General features: G+C 44.8%; 13 protein-coding genes, 1 riboswitch and 1 other annotated feature. Of the genes, 11 read left to right on the top strand and 2 right to left on the bottom strand.

All coding sequences use genetic code 11. The features are described 5' to 3' along the window. Positions 1-110: 110 nt before the first annotated feature. On the bottom strand, positions 111-3200 hold the full coding sequence (gene ileS / locus ACTWPX_RS18990; RefSeq protein ID WP_443121071.1) for an isoleucine--tRNA ligase: 3090 nt from the start codon (positions 3198-3200) through the stop codon (positions 111-113). 162 nt (positions 3201-3362) lie between these two features. Continuing rightward, positions 3363-3588, bottom strand: a binding site (T-box leader). A 204-nt stretch (positions 3589-3792) separates the two neighbouring features. Here ileS and ACTWPX_RS18995 point away from each other — a divergent pair. From ACTWPX_RS18995 to metH, 11 genes are all read left to right on the top strand, one after another. After that, positions 3793-4566: a class I SAM-dependent methyltransferase gene (locus tag ACTWPX_RS18995; protein WP_443121072.1), complete on the top strand. Its 774-nt coding sequence runs from the start codon at positions 3793-3795 to the stop codon at positions 4564-4566. A 69-nt stretch (positions 4567-4635) separates the two neighbouring features. Then, positions 4636-5967 (top strand): cytochrome ubiquinol oxidase subunit I, encoded by a 1332-nt coding sequence (locus ACTWPX_RS19000; RefSeq protein ID WP_443121073.1) that lies wholly within the window; start codon positions 4636-4638, stop codon positions 5965-5967. Between the two features lie 16 nt (positions 5968-5983). Beyond that, complete coding sequence (locus ACTWPX_RS19005; protein WP_443121074.1) at positions 5984-7009, top strand: cytochrome d ubiquinol oxidase subunit II; 1026 nt, start codon at positions 5984-5986, stop codon at positions 7007-7009. A 291-nt stretch (positions 7010-7300) separates the two neighbouring features. Beyond that, positions 7301-8254, top strand: coding sequence for a glutaminase A (gene glsA / locus ACTWPX_RS19010; RefSeq protein ID WP_443121075.1), 954 nt, complete (start codon positions 7301-7303; stop codon positions 8252-8254). 7 nt (positions 8255-8261) lie between these two features. Then, a complete protein-coding gene (locus ACTWPX_RS19015; RefSeq protein ID WP_443121076.1) occupies positions 8262-8708 on the top strand; it encodes a DUF4385 domain-containing protein in 447 nt (148 codons plus the stop codon). An 84-nt stretch (positions 8709-8792) separates the two neighbouring features. After that, entirely contained in the window at positions 8793-9125 is a 333-nt protein-coding gene (locus ACTWPX_RS19020; RefSeq protein WP_443121077.1) for a hypothetical protein, read from the top strand. 58 nt (positions 9126-9183) lie between these two features. After that, complete coding sequence (locus tag ACTWPX_RS19025; RefSeq protein WP_443121078.1) at positions 9184-9588, top strand: flavoprotein; 405 nt, start codon at positions 9184-9186, stop codon at positions 9586-9588. A 116-nt stretch (positions 9589-9704) separates the two neighbouring features. Continuing rightward, positions 9705-9814: riboswitch (SAM riboswitch) on the top strand. A gap of 175 nt (positions 9815-9989) precedes the next feature. Next, entirely contained in the window at positions 9990-11108 is a 1119-nt protein-coding gene (locus tag ACTWPX_RS19030) for a methionine biosynthesis PLP-dependent protein (protein WP_443121079.1), read from the top strand. Next, the gene (metC, locus tag ACTWPX_RS19035; RefSeq protein ID WP_443121080.1) at positions 11105-12301 is read left to right on the top strand and encodes a cystathionine beta-lyase; all 1197 of its coding nucleotides are present in this window, start codon (positions 11105-11107) and stop codon (positions 12299-12301) included. The genes ACTWPX_RS19030 and metC overlap by 4 nt, the downstream gene beginning before the upstream one ends. Next, positions 12288-14147: a bifunctional homocysteine S-methyltransferase/methylenetetrahydrofolate reductase gene (locus tag ACTWPX_RS19040; protein WP_443121081.1), complete on the top strand. Its 1860-nt coding sequence runs from the start codon at positions 12288-12290 to the stop codon at positions 14145-14147. The genes metC and ACTWPX_RS19040 overlap by 14 nt, the downstream gene beginning before the upstream one ends. After that, on the top strand, positions 14128-17580 hold the full coding sequence (gene metH, locus ACTWPX_RS19045; RefSeq protein ID WP_443121082.1) for a methionine synthase: 3453 nt from the start codon (positions 14128-14130) through the stop codon (positions 17578-17580). Before ACTWPX_RS19040 ends, metH begins: the two co-directional genes overlap by 20 nt. A gap of 113 nt (positions 17581-17693) precedes the next feature. Here the strand turns inward: metH and ACTWPX_RS19050 are convergent, their stop codons facing one another. Continuing rightward, on the bottom strand, positions 17694-18677 hold the full coding sequence (locus ACTWPX_RS19050) for an NAD(P)/FAD-dependent oxidoreductase (protein WP_443121083.1): 984 nt from the start codon (positions 18675-18677) through the stop codon (positions 17694-17696). Positions 18678-18692 lie beyond the last annotated feature (15 nt).

Genomic DNA, 18692 nt, shown 5'->3' on the forward strand with positions numbered 1-18692 from the left:
AAGGGCAGTTGTAAGCTATTTATCCATCACAAGATAACCACAGACGTGCATGTTATAAACTCCAACACCACAAAAAAGGCCTGAGCATCTTCTGCTCAGGCCTCCTTTCTTTATTTCTTAAGAGCAAGCTTCAGTTGGTTTTCACCGACCGTGTACTCTTTCATTGCTTCTTTTTCACCGACCGTAAGCTCTTTCACAAGAACATTTTCTCGGATCAGTCCTTCATTTTGTTTGATTGCTTCTTTTATGTCTGTATCTCCACCAAGAGCGATATCGACACGAAGATCAATCGGAAGGTCTTGTTTTTTACGTTCATCCTGGATGACGCGGATCACTTCACGTGCCAGCCCTTCTAGTCGCAGTTCTTCTGTAATTGTCGTATCAAGGATAACATGGAAGTCCTGGTTCGATCCCATAGATAATCCTGAATCAGCTACACGTTCAACATTTAAAAGGTCCATCGTCACTTCGACCTCTCCATCCCCTGTAGGTACAACGACTTTTTCATCTTGAACGACTTGAGCCGCTTGTTCATCAGAAAGCTTTTCAAGATAGCCTTTTACGGTCCCTACGTTCTTACCAAGCACAGGACCAGCCGCTCGGAAGTTCAGTTTCACTTCGTAACGAACAAGATCATCGGAAGATTGCTTAACGACCACTTCCTTAACGTTGATTTCATCACGAATGATACTGCTGTACTCTTCTAACGCTTTTCCTTGTTCTGGGTTTACCGGGATGACGACGAGCTCAGAAAGCGGTTGTTTCGTCTTGATGGCTTCTGTGTTACGGACGCCACGAGCAAGTTCAACCACTTGCAGGACAGCATCCATATCTTTTTCAAGCTGAGCATTGACTACACCCTCATCAACTTTCGGGAAGTAAGCCAAGTGGACACTTTCACCTGTCAGATTCTGATAGATGTCTTCAGCCAGGAACGGCGTGTATGGCGCCATCAACTGACTAAGCTGTACCAATACTTCATGAAGGGTATGGTAGGCTGCTTTCTTAGACTCTGTCATGCCCTCTTCCCAGAAACGGTCACGAGAGCGGCGGATATACCAGTTACTTACTTCATCCACATATTTCTCTAAAGCTTTTGCTGCTTTTGTGAAGTCGTAATCATCCAAGGCTTCACCCACGACTATGGTTACACTGTTGAGGCGGGAAAGGACCCAGCGATCAAGCAGCGTCTTTTCACCTGTCTCATTCTTATCAAACTTATAACCATCGATGTTGGCATAAAGGGTATAGAAGCCATGTGTGTTGACAAGTGTATCGATGACTTTGGATTTAGCTTCCACAACGACCCGTTCAGAGAAGCGTTTGTTGTTCCAAGGGGCACTATCAGCAAGTAATGCCCAACGGAAAGCATCTGCACCGAATTTACTTACAAGATCTGTCGGGTTCAGGGCGTTCCCTTTACTCTTGGACATCTTGCGGCCTTCCTCATCAAGGATGTGGCCGGTTGATAGGACACGTTTATAAGGAGCTTTTCCAGTAAACAGCGTAGACACAGCAAGCAGGCTGTAGAACCAACCGCGTGTCTGGTCGATTCCTTCACAAATCACATCTGCTGGGAATTGTTTTTCAAACTGATCTTTGTTTTCAAAAGGATAGTGCTGTTGTGCGAAAGGCATGGAACCACTATCGAACCAGACGTCGATGACTTCTGGCACACGGTCCATTGTGCCTTCACACTTCTCACACTGCAGCTGTACACGGTCCACATATGGCTTGTGCAATTCGACATCCCCGACATCACCAATAGCTTTTTCTTGAAGGTCTGCCTGACTATGAGGCGCATATTGGTGATCACAAGAATTACAGATCCAAATTGGGAGCGGTGTGCCCCAGAAACGGTTACGTCCAATATTCCAATCCACCATGTTTTCAAGGAAGTTACCGAAGCGACCGTCCTTGATGTGGCTTGGATGCCAATCAACTTGCTGATTGTTCTCAAGGAACTGATCCTTCAGTTGAGTTGTCTTGATGAACCAGCTCTCGATTGCGTAGTAAAGCAATGGTGAGTCACAACGCCAGCAGTGCGGGTAGCTATGCTCATATTTCTCTTTATGGAAAAGAAGGCCTTCATTAGCCAAATATTTCACGATGTCCACGTCACAATCTTTGACGAAACGTCCTTCAAATGGCGGGATGTCCTCTGTGTATCGACCTTGACCATCAACGACATTGAAGAAGGACAGGTTGTACTCTTTCACTAAGTTATAGTCATCTTCACCATAAGCAGGTGCAATGTGGACGACACCTGTACCACTATCAGCATTGACGAAATCTGCTTCGACAACGAAGTGACCGCGCTCAGGCTTCACGAATGGGAACGGTGCGACGTACTCTACATCTTTGAATTCGCTCCCTTTATGTTTGGAAATGACTTCATATTCTTCACCAAGGTTCTTCTCAGCCAAGGCTTCAGCGACGATAAACACTTCGCCGTCTTTCTTCGCCTTGATGTAATCAAGATCAGCGTGCACCGCTAATGTGACATTTGCCGGCAAAGTCCAGGGAGTTGTCGTCCAGCCAAGGAAAAATTCGTTCTCAGTCCCTTTCACTTTGAACTTCGCCGTTGCAGATAGATCCTTTACGTCCTCATATCCCTGAGCCACTTCGTGGGAACTCAATGTCGTCTGACAGCTCGGGCAATAAGGAGTGACGCGGTGTCCCTTAGACAGAAGATCCCGCTTATGAAGGTCACTTAAGATGTACCAAACACTTTCGATGTAACGATTTTGCAACGTGACATATGGATCATCCATGTCGAGCCAATAACCGATGGATTCTGTGAATTCTCGCCACTCTTTTTCGTAATTAAAAACACTTTCCTTACACTTTTCGATGAACTTTTCTACACCATACTCTTCAATTTGCTGCTTTCCGGAGATGCCAAGCTGCTTCTCTACTTCAAGCTCTACAGGCAGACCATGGGTATCCCAGCCACCCTTACGAAGTACCTGGTAGCCTTGCATCGTCTTGTAACGTCCAACAAAGTCCTTGATTACACGCCCGAGGACATGACCTGCGTGTGGGAGGCCGTTGGCTGTCGGAGGACCTTCATAAAAAACAAAAGTCTCTTTCCCTTCGCGCTCATCCATCGAGCGCTTGAATACGTCTTCTGAATTCCAGTAATCTTTGACACGGTTTTCGCGGTCTAAAGCCGCTTCTTTAGTATTCACACTACGCATTACTTCCACCTCTTACCCTTTTATATTTTTATATTGGCTTTGTACAACCGTTGGGACATATGCATTCCAGTAAGAAACACACTTCCATTATGCTTTTACGCTTGTCGAATCAAGCAAGTGCATTTCAATGCCACATAAATAAAAAAATCCGCCCCTGAAAAATTCAGGGACGGATGTCATTCCGCGGTACCACCCATATTCCGTGCGATAAAAGCACGACACTTGGTTCATAAAACGGATAACGGCCGCCAACCGGTTCTCCCTACTCTAATCATTTCAGCAGAACTTCTCAGAGATGATCTTCAGCAATAAGCTGTCATCGCTTTTCACCAACCAGCGACTCTCTATAGACAGAATTAAAGCATACTCTTCTCGTCAATGAAACTATACGTATCTTCTCCATATCGTACAATGTAATTTGTTGTATGTCAAAGCATTCCTGACTTCATCCTCGCCCATTTTCTGTCGTCCTATACATGATAAATATCCAATTCACTCTTCGAATCACTTTTGATTAAAATATGGTATTATCCCTTATCGCTTTTTATGCTTACAATAATAGTAATTCAATATATAGAAAGCAGGCGATCATATGTCAGAAGATATAAAGCGTGTCGTGAAAGAAGCTTTTTCTAAAAGTAAAGAATCTTATGTACAAAGCTCAACACATAAGAGTCAATCAGACCTAGACTTGATCACTGAATGGCTTGAACCAGAAAACAAATGGCAAGCTCTTGATATCGCAACTGGCGGCGGGCATGTAGCCAAAACTCTTAGTCGATTTGTCGAGACGGTATTTGCAACAGATCTCACTAAAGACATGCTGCAAAACACCGCCCGTCACCTGAAAGAGCAGCATAACATCTATTATGTCGTCGCAGATGCGGAAGAGTTGCCGTTTCTTGATGAAAGTTTTGATGTAGTTACATGTCGGATTGCTCCCCACCACTTCCCTTCTCCATCCAAATTCATAGAAGAAACGCATCGTGTTCTTAAACCAGGTGGACGGTTTTTGATGATTGATAATGTAGCACCAGAAGACGAACAACTCGATAATTTTTACAATACGTTTGAGAAAAGACGTGACCCCAGTCATGTGAGAGCTTTGAAAATTTCAGAATGGCAAAACTATTTAGAGAAACATAACCTTACGATAAATAAACAACTTTCTAGAAAAAAACGGCTCCCTTTCAGAGAATGGGTGACGCGGATTCTTTCTGCCACAGAGGAGCATCAGGCAGTGGAAATCCTTATGCGCCAAGCACCAAATACGTTCAAGACATACTTCTCTATCACCGAAAAGGAAGACTGTATTGAAAGTTTCTCGATTGACGAATGGATGGTCCTCGCCCAAAAAGATTCCTGATCAAGTATAATCCCACTTCACATAGGAAAAATAAGCTAGGTATTGAATTTGCTAGTGAGGTGGAAATCCATGGATATCGTTGTTATGGCCCGCGCCCTGTTTGGAACTTCTCTCGGCTTCCATATCATTTATGCTACTATCGGTGTCGGGTTACCTGTCATGATCATCATAGCAGAAGTCATGCACATGATTAAAAAAGATTCAGATTACGCTTTGATGGCGAAACGATGGACGAAAGGTTTTGCTATTTTGCTAGCTGTGTCTATTGCATCAGGAACCATTGTCGGTGTGATGATCTCCCTTTTATTTCCGGATTTCATGGAGATTGTCGGTCAAGTCATTGCCCTGCCTTTTCAAATGGAGATCTTTGCCTTCCTTATCGAAGCGGTCTTCATGTCCATCTATCTGTATGCTGCCGATCGCCTTCCACCCACCCTGCGTTTGATCAGCATCATTTCTGTAGCGCTGGGAGCGACCGCTTCGGCCATCCTTATCACAGACGTTCACGCTTGGATGAACACCCCTGCCGGCTTCTCAATCACTCCTGACGGGGAAGTGACGGACGTCAATACGTGGGCGGCTTTCTTCAACCCAAGCTTCGGGGTCACAGCTGTCCATGTGACTCTTTCCGCCTATATGACAGTAGCATTTTTGGTTGCTTCCATAGCGGCGCTAAGGCTAATGAAAAGAAGAATCTCCATAGCAGAGCGTAATTATCATAAAAAAGCGCTCACGATCGCTTTATATTTCGGTGCATTGATGTCTTTGGCGACAGCGATCAATGGTCATGAAACGGCCCAGATGCTGCACGAATATAACCCTCGTAAATTAGCAGCTGCTGAAGGACTGTTCGAAACGACCCGCTACGCTCCTCTTTCCATAGGCGGATATACCTCCCTTGAGGATCGGCGGGTCAAATACGCTGTCGAGGTCCCCTCTGGATTGAGTTTTTTAGCGGGTGACCGGTTTGATACAGAAGTGATCGGTTTGAATGAATATCCAGAAGAACTATGGCCTCCCCTTTATATACACATCCTTTTCAATGTGATGGTCGGCATCGGTTCTGTACTGATTCTCGTGGCATTTACAGCCCTGTTTTGGAAGCTTATCTTAAAAAAAGAGCTGCCGAACTGGTTACTCGCTACCCTTGTCGTCAGTGGTCCACTTGCAATGATCGCGATTGAAGCCGGCTGGTGTTTCAGCTGTATCGGACGACAGCCCTGGACAATCAACGACGTACTGCGTACAGAAGATGCCGCCACTAAATCAAATAGTGTGGGCTTCCTCTTCTATTTGTTCATGACTCTTTATATTACGCTATTATTTGTCACCGGATTTGTCATGAAGTACTACTTCAAACGGAACCCCGTGAGCAATGATTTGAGTTCCCAGACCAACTGAGAAAGGACAGACGTCTATGGAAGCATCTACTTTAGCCATCACCATATTATGGAGTTTACTTTTCGTGTACGCGATTCTGGGCTCCCTGGATTTCGGGGCAGGGTTTTGGGGAATGATTTATGGCAAAAACAACGAGACAGGTGCTTCGCAAATCGCTAACCGATTTCTCTCCCCGACATGGGAAGTGACGAACGTTTTCCTTGTTATTTTCGTGGTATCCGTAGTCATGTTTTTCCCCTTTGCAACGACGTTGTTAGGCAGCATCCTCTTAGTGCCGGTCGCCCTTGTCCTACTTTTACTGACGGTTCGGACAACATTCATGGTCTTCCAGCACCATGCTGATAAATATAAAGATACATTGAGGATCACTTCAGGATGCACTGGTTTGATCATCCCCGCCTTACTCGTCAGTATTTTACCTATTACCCTTGGAGGTTTCGTCAGCTTTGAAAACGAGTACCCGCGCTTACAATACGTGGAGCTTCTCACACATCCCACCCTGTATATGCACATCGCATTCGGACTCTCAACAGAGCTGTTCATTTCAGCCGTTTTTTTGATGGATTATGCAAAAGAAGCAGATGATTGGAGCGCATATCACACGTTTCGAAAACATGCCATTTGGCTGGGGCCAGTGAGTATAGCCGTGGCAATGTTGACAATTGGAACATTCCCTTCAGAAGCCTCATGGGTTGTTGAAAACATCCAAGAAAATTGGCTGTTGTTCGGTTTCTCGCTTTTGTTCTTTTTGATCGGCTATGCTTTTCTGTTTATCAAAAAAAAGGACAGGCAGCGGGGACAGGCGCGGATGGCAGTCATCTGCATCATTCTTCAATATGCTGTCGCTATCTATGCTTACGGATCGGCTCACCTTCCATATTTAATCTATCCTGATTTGACGGTGGAAGACGGATTTACAAGCCCGGACATTTTCTATCAAATGTTGATCGTCTATGGAGCAGGATTTGGAATTTTGATTCCTGCATTCATCCTTTTCTGGCGACTCTTCCTGAAAGACCGCCGTTACTTGAAACAAGAATGATTCAAATGTGGAAGCGCCTTGGGCAGCCTCGACAAGCTTAAGAACATTCATACCTTGAAGTGGTTTTTCTTCACGGGATGAATGGAATGTTATAGTTCCCCCAAAGCAGCAAACCCAGAAGAGGTTTGCTGCTTTTGTTATGAAAGTTACACGTACCTTCCAAAAGGGTACATACTACTACCTATTCATACAGGACAATAAGCAAGTGGCTTGCCACTGCGAGGTATTCAAGTAAACCTTTAAAGTGATTTTACGCCAAGATATTCCAGACCAAAATAAAGGAGAGAAACAATGCAGGAATTGACTAATGAATACCTGGAGGAAGCCATTGAAGACAGCAGGCCCTATGCCGCTAACGGGAACGTCAACATGAATATCCCCGAATACGATGAAACCATAAAAGATCATCTAGGCGTCTCTATCATTACGACAAATGGCGAATGCTATGCTGCTGGGGATACAAAACAGTATGTCCCGATGCAGAGCACTTCGAAAATCATCGGGTTGATGCTCGCCTTGCAAGACTTTGGAAAAGACCGGGTGTTTCAAACAGTTGGAATGGAGCCGATGGGCGACTTTTTCAACTCCATCAGCCAACTTGAATCCTACGATACGAGCAAACCATTCAATCCGATGATCAATGCGGGAGCAATTGCAGTGGCGGCGCTCATCAAAGGAAAAGACGTTGAGACACGATTTGAGCGATATATGAACTTTCTTCGGAAAATCACGAATCACGATCAGTTGGAAATAAGTGAAGAAGTTTATAAATCGGAAAAAGCAAATGGTGCGCGAAACCGTTCCCTTGCCTATTTCATGCAAAGTACCGGAACGTTAGTTACTAATGTAGAAGAAGCTCTCGACCTTTACTACCGGATGAATTCCGTCATGATGCGCTGTGAGGATTTCGCCCGTGTCGGCCTATTCCTCGCTAAGGGGGGTTACAATCCGGAAAGTGATGAACGGTTAATTCCCGCACACCATCTGCGTACAGTCAAAGCGATCATGATGTCTTCTGGCATGTACAACTCTTCCGGTCATTATGCGGTCGAAGCGGGTTTCCCTTGTAAAAGCGGAGTTTCTGGAAGCATCATCGGTACAATCCCAGGAAATATGGGTGTCGGCATAGTAGCACCGGCTATTGATGAAAAAGGCAATAGCACAGCAGGCGGTGCTTTAATCAAAAAACTTTCACAGGACTTGGAACTGAATATGTTTGGTCTTGAGAACACGGATGGAAGGTGAACGGAATATGCCTTTTAATTACGATATCGATTTTGAAAATACCGACTTTCGGATAAATCCGGAAAAATACCGAGTCGGCAGAGGAGAACAAGGTGTTTTACTTGTGGAACCCTATAAAAGTGAGATCCTCCCCCATTGGAGATTCAAAACACCTGAAATCGCAAAGGAGTCCTCTGAGAAAATTCATCAAATGTTTCTAGGGTATAAAGAAGAAAATGATTTCGTCGGCATGGACATGGCGCGGAAATTTTTGCAAATGGGGTACACACGTGCGCGCAGGTATGCCAACTATAAAGGCGGAAAAAAATACGATGATCACGGTGAAATCAGGAAGCGGGACATCAATGAAGAAAAAGCTGAATCCGCGTGCATTTTTGAAGAGAAATGGATAAAAGCCCGTGAAGATGACGTGTATTTGAAAAAGAAAAAAGCACACCTAAAACAGTACGGATAAGATTGACATTTTCGGTTTTCAAACGTAGGATAACATTAACCCGAGTGAACTTATCGGAATAATGTTAAACGAGGAGAACATCTTATGAAATCCTTCCCCCTATTCCTAAGTCTTATTTTTATGATCGTCTCCTGGGCAATGGGCTCCTACTTCCTTTCTGTCATCTATACTCCTACTATCATCGTTCCGCTCTTCAATGAATTTATTTGGATGAGAGATTACCAAGGAATGCTCGGTTTGACTACTTTCTTCTCTTTGCTTACAGTTCCTTTAATTACCTACATGTTCAAACAAAGGAACCGTATAACTAAAAGGAGAATGTGGTACAGTATCGCATTCACTACCCACATTTTCTGGCTTGGAACCATAGCTATCCAGTTGAAAACTGTCGCATTCAATTTAGGAATTTGTCATTGATTGGAAGGCATCCCCACTTCCTTATTGAATGTTAATTCAAATAAGGGGGATTCCACATATGACATTTGAAGAGTTCTTTAAAAAATTCAAAGAAAAAGCACGTCGGCAGGATTTGGACTTCTTAAAGGAGACAATCTCTAAAGAATTGAAAGCAAGGGAAATCCGTAGTGGTGAAATTGTTGATTACCATTATAATGATTCCATTGAGGGGTGGCGCCAGGCTTTTGATTATTTTGCCGACAAGGACATGGATTGGATCTATACCGATAACACGATCATTCCATTGAATCAAAATGAATGGCTTGCCTCATTCTGGGTATCGATAAGACTCGATGGTGAACTTTTGGAAACGTCCAACCTGTTCTTCAATACCTTTCAAAATCAAGATGGGAAATGGCAGCTCGTACGCACTTATATTGAAGCTGGTGTCAAAAACCCTGATTCAGCAAAAGTCTGCTCATAACGAGGAGGCTTTTTTACCATTTTCAAAATTATACAAAAAAATTCTTCTGACATATTGTCAAAACATTCTGAGTAGTGTAGAGTAGTCAGCAACATTAAATAAAAACACAATTGAATTTCTTATCAAGAGAGGCAGAGGGACTGGCCCTGTGAAGCCTCAGCAACCACTGGTATACCCAGAAAGGTGCTAACTCCAGCAAGTTGTCGATCAACTTGAAAGATAAGAAGAAGGACCGAAACCACAAAGTCTTCTTCTTAAAGAAGGCTTTTTTTATTTTATTTTTTGAATAATTCAATTTAACAGCCTTAGCTGGAACCACCTTCCTTATTCAACAATCGGGAATTGGTAGAAGCTCAACACTCTGACTCAACTATAAACATGAAGCGAAAAGGAGCATCCATATGTGTCCACATACTGATACGAAATTCGTCCAAACTGGCAATCAACGAGAGGAACCGACGGGGGCGATCAACCCGCCCGTCTATTTTTCCACCCCTTACCGTCACCCAGGGCTTGGTGAATCCACAGGGTTTGACTACACCAGAACAGGTAACCCGACAAGGAAAATACTCGAATCATCTATCGCCGATATTGAAAACGGAGAAGCGGGGTTCGCTTTCAGCTCTGGAATGGCCGCGATACAGACAGCTCTCTCCCTTTTCAAACAAGGCGATGAAATCCTTGTTTCTGAAGATTTATATGGAGGTACCTTCCGTCTTTTTGAACACGTACATGAACGTTATGGGATTGTCTTTCACTACTGTGACAGCAATCAATTACAAAATCTCAAAAACTATATAAATAGTAGAACCAAGGCTGTTTATATTGAAACACCTACAAATCCATTGATGCACACAGCTGATATCCAGGAAATCTCATCATTTGCAAAAGCGCATGACTTACTCCTTCTTGTAGACAACACCCTCTACACTCCAATGCTGCAAAAGCCTATTGAAGAAGGAGCGGATGTGGTGATCCATAGCGCTACAAAATATTTAGCCGGCCATAATGACGTACTGGCAGGATTACTGGTCAGTAAAGGTCAGGAAGTGAACGAAAAACTCGCCTTCCATCAAAATACGTCCGGGGCCGTCCTCTCCCCTTTCGATTCTTGGCTGGTAATGAGGGGAATGAAGACACTCCCGCTGAGGATGAGACAACATGAAAGCAATGCAAAAGCTGTCGTCCAGCACCTTGAAAAGCACCCTGCCATTACAGAAATCTTTTATCCAGGTAAAGGCGGAATGGTTTCTTTCAGGCTTAAGTCTGAAGCCTGGATCGACCCTTTTTTACGAAACTTAAACCTTATCAGCTTTGCAGAAAGTTTAGGAGGCGTGGAAAGTTTCATCACTTATCCGGCTTCTCAAACCCACGCGGATATTCCTGAAGAAATCCGGGTCAGTTACGGAGTATGCAACCGGCTGTTACGTTTTTCTGTAGGAATTGAGCATATCGATGACTTATTGCACGACCTCGATCAGACACTGAGTCAATTACCTAAGGAGGAGTTAGCCCAATGACCGATCATTCTTTGCAAACACGTTTGTTACACAGTGACTACAAGTTCGACCCCCACACAGGAGCCGTGAGTGTTCCGATTCAGCAAGCATCCACGTTCCACCAACAGGATTTTGATAATCCGGGGACTTATGATTACAGCCGGTCTGGCAATCCGACACGAAAAGCTTTGGAAGATACGATTGCCGGGCTTGAAAATGGCACCGACGGGTTCGCTTTCGCTTCAGGAATGGCTGCCATTTCAACTTCTTTCATGCTGCTATCTCAATGGGATCATGTGGTGATTTCAGAAGATGTGTATGGCGGGACATTCCGCATGATCAATGACGTTCTTCAAAGGTTTGGAATCGATCACACATTTGTAGATATGACCGACCTGCATGCTGTAGCGACGTCCATACGGCCGAATACAAAGCTTGTCTACATTGAGACCCCATCCAATCCGACATTAAAAATCACGGATATCAGAGCTGTCTCTAAGCTGGCCAAAGCCAACGACTGTTGGACTTTTGTCGACAACACTTTCATGACGCCAGCTCTGCAGCGTCCTTTGGAACTGGGGGCAGATCTTGTCCTTCACAGTGCAACAAAGTTCATCGCCGGTCACAGCGATGTCGTCGCAGGTTTGGCTGCCACTCATCAACCCGACCTCGCTGAACGACTATCCTTTTTACAAAATTCATTCGGTTCGATTCTTGGGGCACACGATTGTTGGCTCGTGTTACGCGGATTGAAGACATTGCATTGCCGTCTTGCCCAATCCTCCGCCTCTGCAGCGAAAATCGCCGAAGAACTTACCAAACACCCATTGATTGAGGAAGTTTTTTATCCTGGCTTTTCATCACATCCAGGAAACTCGATTCATTCTTATCAATCCGAGGGTGCAGGAGCGATCCTCTCCTTCCGTTTACGGGATGAAGATGCTGTTAGACAGTTCACTAATGCGGTAGAAATTCCTGTTTATGCTGTAAGCTTAGGTGCCGTTGAATCGATTCTCTCTTACCCAGCCCGTATGTCTCATGCTTCTATGCCTAAAGAGGAAAGAGAAAAACGGGGCATTACAGATGGATTACTCCGTTTATCAGTTGGACTGGAAAAACCTGAAGACCTCATCGAAGATTTTCAGCAGGCATTGAAGCAAATCCATCCTTACTCTTTTTTGACGAACAGGAGGGTGAATCATGAACTTACGTGATGCATTACAGCAAAAAACACTGATCGGCGATGGCGCAATGGGGACACTACTCTATTCTTATGGGATCGATCGTTGTTTTGAAGATCTCAACCTTTCCCATTCTGAAGAAGTGTTGAATGTTCACCGTGCCTACGTAAATGCTGGAGCCGATGTCATCCAGACCAACACCTATGGCGCTAATTATATAAAGCTGACCCGCTACGGACTACAAAACCAAGTCAAAGAAATCAACACCCAGGCAGTACGCTTAGCTAAACAGGCAGTGGGCCCCGAGCAATATGTGGTCGGCACGATGGGAGGAGTCCGTGGCATTCAAAAACAAGCAGTGCCCCTGGAAGAAATCAAGCGCAGCTTTCGAGAACAACTCTACTGTTTATTGTTCGAAGAAGTAGACGGGCTGCTGCTCGAAACCTTCTATGATTTAGAAGAAGTAACAACAGTTTTAGAGATTGTGAGAAAAGAAACCGATCTACCCGTCATTGCTCAAGTTTCGATGCATGAAGCAGGTGTGCTGCAAGATGGCACGCCCCTCACAGAAGCTTTGGGGCTTTTAGAGGAAAAAGGAGCGGATGTCGTAGGTGTCAATTGTCGTCTTGGTCCCTATCATATGATCCAATCATTAGAGGAGGTGCCACTCCCCGATAAAGCGGTCTTGTCTGCGTATCCGAATGCAAGTCTGCCAGCTTTCCAGGATGGCAGACTTGTTTATCCGACGGACCCTTCCTATTTTCAAAAGAGCGCGCAATCGCTATATGAACAAGGGGTGCATCTGATCGGGGGATGCTGCGGCACCACGCCCGAACACATCGAAGCAATTGCTGCGAGAGTAAAAGGGAAAAAGCCGATGCAAGAAAAAAAAGTTCCATTGAAAAAGAAAACGGATGTGAATGTTGCAAAGAAAGAAAAACAAACGCCCCACTTGCACGAATTAGCAAGGAAAGGGCGTTCAATTATCGTTGAGCTTGATCCACCAAAGAAATTGAACACCGAGCGTTTTCTAAAGGGCGCAAAAGCTTTGCAGGAAGCGGGCGTCGATTCCATCACCTTAGCCGATAACTCCCTCGCCTCCCCTAGAATAAGCAACTCGACGATGGCTTCCATCATCAAATCAAAATATAACGTCGATCCTCTCGTCCATATCGCCTGCCGTGACCGTAATTTAATCGGCTTACAGTCACATCTGTTAGGATTGCATACGCTGGGCATCCACCAAGTCCTTGCCGTCACAGGTGACCCTACGAAAATCGGAGACTTTCCTGGAGCGACATCTGTGTATGACTTGTCATCATTCGACTTGATCCATTACATCAAACAGCTGAACAAGGGCATTTCCTTTTCTGGGAAATCTTTAGGTGAGAACACTTCTTTCTCAGTAGCCGCCGCTTTTAACCCGAATGTGCGTAACTTGAACAGGGCCGTGGGACGGATGGAGAAAAAAATCAGTTATGGAGCGGATTATTTTATCAGCCAGCCCGTCTTTAACGAAAAACAACTCGTTGAAGTTTATGAAGCTACGAAGCACGTGGATGCGCCAATCTACATCGGAATCATGCCCCTCACCAGCGTACGCAACGCAGAATTTTTACACAATGAAGTACCAGGCATGACACTTTCTGCTGATATACTCGAACGAATGGAACAAGCAGGAGACAATAAAGCACAGGCGCAAGCCGAAGGCATCAGCATTGCCAAATCATTGATTGATACAGCAATGGATTTATTCAACGGAATCTATTTGATCACACCTTTCTTACGTTACGAAATGACCGTTGAACTGACCAACTATATCCATGAGAAAAGTGCATCAAAAGAAAGGAAGTTATCTGATGGGATCCACATTGTTTGATCAACACCTGCAGAAAAGAATCTTGGTTTTGGATGGAGCGATGGGCACGATGCTCCAAGAAGCAGACCTCTCCCCTGCTGATTTCGGTGGAGAAGCTTATGATGGATGTAATGAATACTTAAATTTGACTTACCCCAGTCTGCTGGATTCCATTCATTCCAGTTACTTAGAAGCAGGGGCAGACATCATCGAAACGAATACATTCGGGGCTACCGATCTCGTTCTTAATGATTACGATCTTGGTCATTTAGCAGGAGAAATCAATACCGAAGCTGCCAAAATTGCGAAGCAAGCCGCAGCTCGCTATACCACCGAAAACCGGCCTCGTTTTGTAGCTGGTGCAATGGGACCGACCACTAAAACATTATCCGTCACAGGTGGAACTACTTTTGAAGCTTTAACTCGCGCTTACGAGGAACAAGCAAGGGGATTGATCAAAGGCGAAGTCGATTTGTTATTGTTGGAAACTTCTCAAGACATGCTGAATGTGAAAGCTGCATTTCTCGGTATAACACGTGCGAGTGAAGGTTTACAAAAAAAATTACCCCTCTTCATATCGGGAACTATTGAACCGATGGGGACAACGCTCGCCGGCCAAAGCATCGAAGCATTTTATCTGTCCCTGGAGCATATGGAACCGAGCGCTGTCGGGTTGAACTGCGCAACAGGACCAGAATTCATGCGTGATCACCTCCGTTCTCTCTCTGATTTGGCTACGACAGCAGTGAGCTGTTATCCAAATGCCGGCTTGCCAGATGAAGAGGGTAACTATCATGAAACACCAGAATCGTTAGCTGCCAAAGTCGCCGGCTTTGCTGAAAAAGGCTGGCTGAATGTGGTTGGGGGCTGCTGTGGCACGACTCCCGCTCACATTAAAGCGATCGCAGAAGCAGTGAAGGGATGCCCTCCAAGAAAAGCACCGAAATCACATGCCCACGCAGTAACCGGAATCGAACCATTAATTTACGATGATCCCGGCGACCGTCCGATCCTCATCGGAGAGCGCACAAATGTAATTGGGTCACGGAAGTTCAAACGACTTATTGCAGAAGGAAAATTTGAAGAAGCTTCCGAAATCGCTCGAGCACAAGTGAAGAAAGGTGCACAAGTCATCGATATTTGCCTTGCTGACCCTGACAGGGATGAAGTCACGGATATGGAAGCGTTCATGAAACAAGTCGTCAACAAAGTGAAGGTACCACTCGTCATCGATTCCACAGATATGAATGTTATTGAAAAAGCACTCACTTTCTCTCAAGGGAAAGTGATTATCAACTCCATCAACTTGGAGGATGGAGTTGAGCGCTTCAAAGATGTCCTCCCGCTGGTAAAGCAATACGGAGCAGCACTCGTCGTCGGTACAATCGATGAAGAAGGTATGGCTGTTACAGCTGAGAGGAAGCTGGAGGTGGCTAAGCGGTCACATGACATTCTTGTCTTTGAATATGGTATGAACCCGCAAGATATCATATTCGATCCTCTCGTCTTTCCTGTCGGCACTGGTGATGAACAATATATCGGGTCAGCTGAGGCGACCATTGAAGGCATTCGACTGATTAAAGAACACCTCCCCCTATGTCAGACGGTTCTCGGTGTGAGCAACGTCTCGTTCGGTCTCCCTCCTGTGGGGCGTGAAGTGTTGAACGCGGTTTACCTATATCACTGCACCAAAGCGGGACTTGACTACGCAATTGTCAATACGGAAAAATTGGAGCGTTACGCCTCTATTGATGAAAAAGAAATCAAACAAGCGGACGAACTTTTGTTCAATACAAGTGATCAAACATTGGCTGCATTCACTGCTTTTTATCGTGGTAAGAAAAAAGAGAAAAAAGTACCCACATCGACCATGACTCTAGCTGAACGTCTTGCCCACTACGTTGTCGAGGGTACGAAAGAAGGACTTCTTCCTGATTTAGAAAAGGCCCTTGCTGAATATGACACGCCCCTGTTAATCATCAATGGCCCCTTGATGGACGGAATGGCAGAGGTAGGACGGCTATTCAATGACAATCAATTAATTGTAGCGGAGGTTTTACAAAGCGCCGAAGTAATGAAAGCTTCCGTCGCTTTTCTTGAACCCCATATGGAAAAAGGCGATACGTCCAACAAAAAAGGAAAAGTGCTGTTAGCTACCGTCAAAGGTGACGTCCATGATATAGGTAAAAATCTTGTTGAAATCATTTTAAGCAACAATGGATTTGAGGTGGTCGACCTTGGAATAAAGGTCACTCCTGCCGAACTGATTGCACAAATCAAACAGGAAAACCCGACAATCGTCGGCCTTTCCGGATTGCTCGTCAAATCTGCCCAACAAATGGTGTTGACCGCCCAAGACTTGGCACAGCAGAAAATATCGCTACCGATTCTTGTCGGGGGTGCAGCTTTATCAAGAAAGTTCACCCATACAAAAATATCCCCGGAATATGATGGCCCTGTTTTATATGCAAAAGATGCGATGGATGGTCTATCCATTTCCAACCAGTTAAGCACAGAGGAACAACGCGGCAAGTTTCTAGAAGATCACGCTCAAAAACAAGCGATAGCTTTATCAAGAGCAGCTACTCGAACAGAAGGCGATGGTGCCACGGCGGTAGCGACGAAAGCGAAGTCGAGAGTTTCAACAAAGGTCCCTGTTTTCAAACCTCATGACTTTGAAAAACACGTCATCCGCCGCCACCCTGTCGCCCATATCGAGCCCTATATCAACATGCAAATGCTTATTGGTCATCATTTAGGCTTGAAAGGAAAGTTCACAAAACTCCTTGAGCAGAAAAATGAAAAAGCACTCCATTTGAAAGAAGTGGTGGATGGGCTTATAACTCGGGCAAAAGCAGAGCAATGGGTTCAGCCATCATCCATGTACCGTTTCTTCCCTGCTCAATCGGATGGAGATGATGTCATCATTTACGACCCTGGCGATCATTCGACCATCGTAGAACGGTTCGCTTTTCCAAGACAGAATAAAGAGCCACACCTCTGTTTAGCTGATTATTTGCGCCCAGTTCATAGTGGAGAGATGGACTATGTGGGATTTTTCGCTGTCACTGCTGGAAAAGGCATACGAAAAAGAGCCGTTGAATTGAAAGAACAAGGTCATTACTTAGAAAGCCATGCCTTGCAAGCCTTAGCTTTAGAAACAGCTGAAGGTTTAGCAGAACAGATTCACCAACAAATACGTGATAAATGGGGATTTCCTGACCCTACAGATTTCTCAATGCAAGAACGCTTTTCAGCCAAATACCAGGGACAACGCTACTCTTTCGGTTATCCAGCCTGTCCTGAATTAGACGACCAGAAGAAGTTGTTCCAATTAATTCAACCTGAAGAAATAGGGATTGAGCTTACAGAAGAATGTATGATGGAACCAGAAGCCTCCGTTACAGCCATGGTTTTCGCCCATCCAGAAGCCCGATACTTTAATGTAAGATAAATGAGCGATGGACAGAACCCAGGCCGTTGAACTAGATCATTTTTTATCCGAATCAATGAACACAAAAACCCGAATCCCGGTCAGAATCCAGGGTTCGGGTTACTTCTATATCATTATTCAAGATGTTTATAAATTACTGTGCTGTACACTTGGCCTTTCGCTTTCGGATCAAGAAACACGGCTGCACTATTGACCGCTGCCATCGCCTCATTGAATCCCGAAGCGATCAACATCGTTTTACTTGGATAAATGGCTGCGTCTCCCGCTATAAACATTCCATCAATATTCGAGCACATGTCCGTCCCAACTGGAATCCGGCCTTTTTCTGTCTCCAATCCCCACTGATCATACAAGCTTTTCTCAATATTCAAGCCTTCATAAACAAGAATGTGATCAACTTCCAATTCCATTCCATCCTGTAAGACAACGCCGGTAAGTGTGACCCCATCTCCGACAAGTTCCTCAACCGCCTTGTTTTTATGAATATGGACAGAAGATGCTTCCAATTTCTCTAAATCCTGTTCATATACAGCTTTGAACTCCTTCCCCCTGTTGATGACATGGACTTCTTCTGCGACTTTTTCCAAAGCTAGAGACCAGTCGATTCCAACACGGTTTTGCGAAATGACGGCAACTTTTTTTCCGGTGTACTGCTTCAAGTTCCGAATTGTGTAGTGAATATGCTTCCCATCATAATGTGCACGTCCCAATACTTGTAATGGTTCCATTTCAAACGTTCCCAATCCTGAGGCAATGAGAACCGTCTTCGAAAAATGAGCTTCACCATCATCAGCAGTCAATACAAACGAACCATCATCCAGTTTTTCTATAGACTTGATCTTTTTACCTGTCACCAATTTCGGTTGGACGCTCAATGCTTGTTCTTCAACATTAGCAACCAAGTCCTCCCCTGAGACCCCAGGGAACCCGCCGACATCATAAATCTTTTTCTCAGGGTAGAAAAAGGAGACCTTTCCACCAAAGTCCGGCTGATACTCGATGACCTTTGTCTTTAAATCTCTCATTCCGCTATAAAAGGCAGAGTACAAACCTGTCGTTCCCCCACCAATGATGGTCACATCATACATATCCTTCATATTCGTCCTCCCCTT

Origin of the sequence: Halobacillus sp. H74, assembly GCF_052246715.1 — a bacterium.
Classification (GTDB): Bacteria; Bacillota; Bacilli; order Bacillales; family Halobacillaceae; genus Halobacillus; species Halobacillus litoralis_A.

Bases quoted from the DNA above. Each gene is read 5' to 3' on its own strand.
- metH (WP_443121082.1), top strand. From the start codon at position 14,128: ATGGGATCCACATTGTTTGATCAACACCTGCAGAAAAGAATCTTGGTT.
- ACTWPX_RS19000 (WP_443121073.1), top strand. From the start codon at position 4,636: ATGGATATCGTTGTTATGGCCCGCGCCCTGTTTGGAACTTCTCTCGGC.
- ACTWPX_RS19025 (WP_443121078.1), top strand. From the start codon at position 9,184: ATGACATTTGAAGAGTTCTTTAAAAAATTCAAAGAAAAAGCACGTCGG.
- ACTWPX_RS19005 (WP_443121074.1), top strand. From the start codon at position 5,984: ATGGAAGCATCTACTTTAGCCATCACCATATTATGGAGTTTACTTTTC.
- ACTWPX_RS18995 (WP_443121072.1), top strand. From the start codon at position 3,793: ATGTCAGAAGATATAAAGCGTGTCGTGAAAGAAGCTTTTTCTAAAAGT.
- ACTWPX_RS19050 (WP_443121083.1), bottom strand. From the start codon at position 18,677: ATGAAGGATATGTATGATGTGACCATCATTGGTGGGGGAACGACAGGT.
- ACTWPX_RS19015 (WP_443121076.1), top strand. From the start codon at position 8,262: ATGCCTTTTAATTACGATATCGATTTTGAAAATACCGACTTTCGGATA.
- metC (WP_443121080.1), top strand. From the start codon at position 11,105: ATGACCGATCATTCTTTGCAAACACGTTTGTTACACAGTGACTACAAG.
- ACTWPX_RS19020 (WP_443121077.1), top strand. From the start codon at position 8,793: ATGAAATCCTTCCCCCTATTCCTAAGTCTTATTTTTATGATCGTCTCC.
- ileS (WP_443121071.1), bottom strand. From the start codon at position 3,200: ATGCGTAGTGTGAATACTAAAGAAGCGGCTTTAGACCGCGAAAACCGT.
- glsA (WP_443121075.1), top strand. From the start codon at position 7,301: ATGCAGGAATTGACTAATGAATACCTGGAGGAAGCCATTGAAGACAGC.
- ACTWPX_RS19040 (WP_443121081.1), top strand. From the start codon at position 12,288: ATGAACTTACGTGATGCATTACAGCAAAAAACACTGATCGGCGATGGC.
- ACTWPX_RS19030 (WP_443121079.1), top strand. From the start codon at position 9,990: ATGTGTCCACATACTGATACGAAATTCGTCCAAACTGGCAATCAACGA.